Consider the following 1602-nt stretch of genomic DNA (forward strand, 5'->3'; position numbering starts at 1 on the left):
GAGAGACCCCGCAGGCGCAAGCGCCGAGGAGGCTCGCCGAAACGCCCACGGAAAGCGAAGCACCTGGAGCGCAAATCAACAGCCAAGTTTAACACAGCCAAAAAATAAAAGCATCGATTTTCAAACCGATGCGATCAAACTTATAAAAATAAGTATTGTCTCATTTCCCCATAGCTTTGGAAACCCAGTCTTTCGTAGAGTCGCAGCCCTACCGGTGTTGAATGAAGAACAGCTGTTTTATATCCTTCCAGTTTTGCTATTAAAAGAATAGCTGTCATCATTTCCACCCCAATTCCTTTTCCTTGAAATTCAGGTAATGTTGCCACATTATAAATTCCAGCCACGCCATTACTATAAAAGATTGTTGCGGTTGCGACCGCTGTTCCATTTACATAACCAACATAATGTTCTAAATCAACTTGTTGCTTTGACAATATTTCTGTGAGTGTTTCTGATAAAAATTCTGGTATTTCAAAGGCTGTTGAGCAACATTTCGTGAATCTCTTTGAATCGAATTTATTCCTTACAGGTTTAATAATTAACTCCGGAATTGGATCCGATAGTGGCTGAAAGTTATCAATATCTAGAGCCATTAATGAGGTGCTTCTAATTTGTTCGCCACCAAACTCTTTCAATTTTTCTCCGAGGTTTTGAGGAGTATCATGTTCCCACACTCTCCAGAGAAATGGGACATTCATATTTTTATAATCTTGAATCAACGTTTTGATAAAATAATCTCTATTATCTGGGCATATTGTCTTCAAAATATGATTAAACAAAGGATGTGGCAAAGAAGATTGTACTCTGAAGCAATTTTCACCATCTATTACCTGGATATCGTTAGTGAACCTACTCCAAAACCGCATTAGGTCCATCATGTTGTCCTGGGTTAATTGGACGACTTCCTTAACCTGCAATTCTTTTAAGGGAATCATATTGAAAAACTCCTCCTCAGTACGAATCTAATAATGGTTATGTGAAAAAAAGGCCTTTAGAACTGTAGGACAAAATTATTCCATATTTGTGGTATAAATCTATATAAATAAAATAGGATATAGTAATCATGAAAAGTGAATGATGGTCGGCAAAGGTGCCTTTGATGCAGAAAACTGCAGCAGGGCACCTTTTTGCTTTTTGGAGGTGAATCAATGGGGTTGAAACGAGTACCTGCGAATGTGTTAGCGAGTCAGATCATTCCTAATATAGATGTTGGCTTACGGGAACAATTACAGGTTCCTAATCGCTATAAAAGCCTCGGGTTGGTTACGAGCACAAGTGATGATGTCGGTTATACAGCGATTGATGAAGCTACCAAAATGGCGGATGTCGAAGTTGTTTATGCCAAATCTTTTTATGCCGGGGCTGCTCATGCATCAGGTCCATTATCAGGAGAGTTTATTGGCATTCTCGCAGGACCTACACCTTCCGAGGTAAAAAGTGGTTTGGATGTGGCTGTGCAAATGATTAATGAGGGGCCTGCGTTTTATGCGGTTGATGAAGCAGGAGAACATGCTTTCTACGCCCACACAATCTCTCGAACTGGCACGTTCTTATCTAAACAGGCAGGAATTCAACCAGGGGAGCCGTTGGCTTACTTAATTG

The 1602-nt window shown here is 40.3% G+C and carries 2 protein-coding genes; one reads left to right on the forward strand and one right to left on the reverse strand.

Translation table 11 applies throughout. The features are described 5' to 3' along the window. Positions 1-140: 140 nt before the first annotated feature. Positions 141-935 (reverse strand): GNAT family N-acetyltransferase, encoded by a 795-nt coding sequence (locus V7083_RS22350; protein WP_335482230.1) that lies wholly within the window; start codon positions 933-935, stop codon positions 141-143. A gap of 213 nt (positions 936-1148) precedes the next feature. Here V7083_RS22350 and eutL point away from each other — a divergent pair. Then, positions 1149-1602 (forward strand): ethanolamine utilization microcompartment protein EutL (gene eutL / locus V7083_RS22355; protein WP_335482232.1); only part of this gene is annotated, 454 nt, incomplete at its 3' end.

This window comes from Bacillus sp. JJ1764 (assembly GCF_036962145.1).
Taxonomy (GTDB): Bacteria; Bacillota; Bacilli; order Bacillales; family Cytobacillaceae; genus Neobacillus.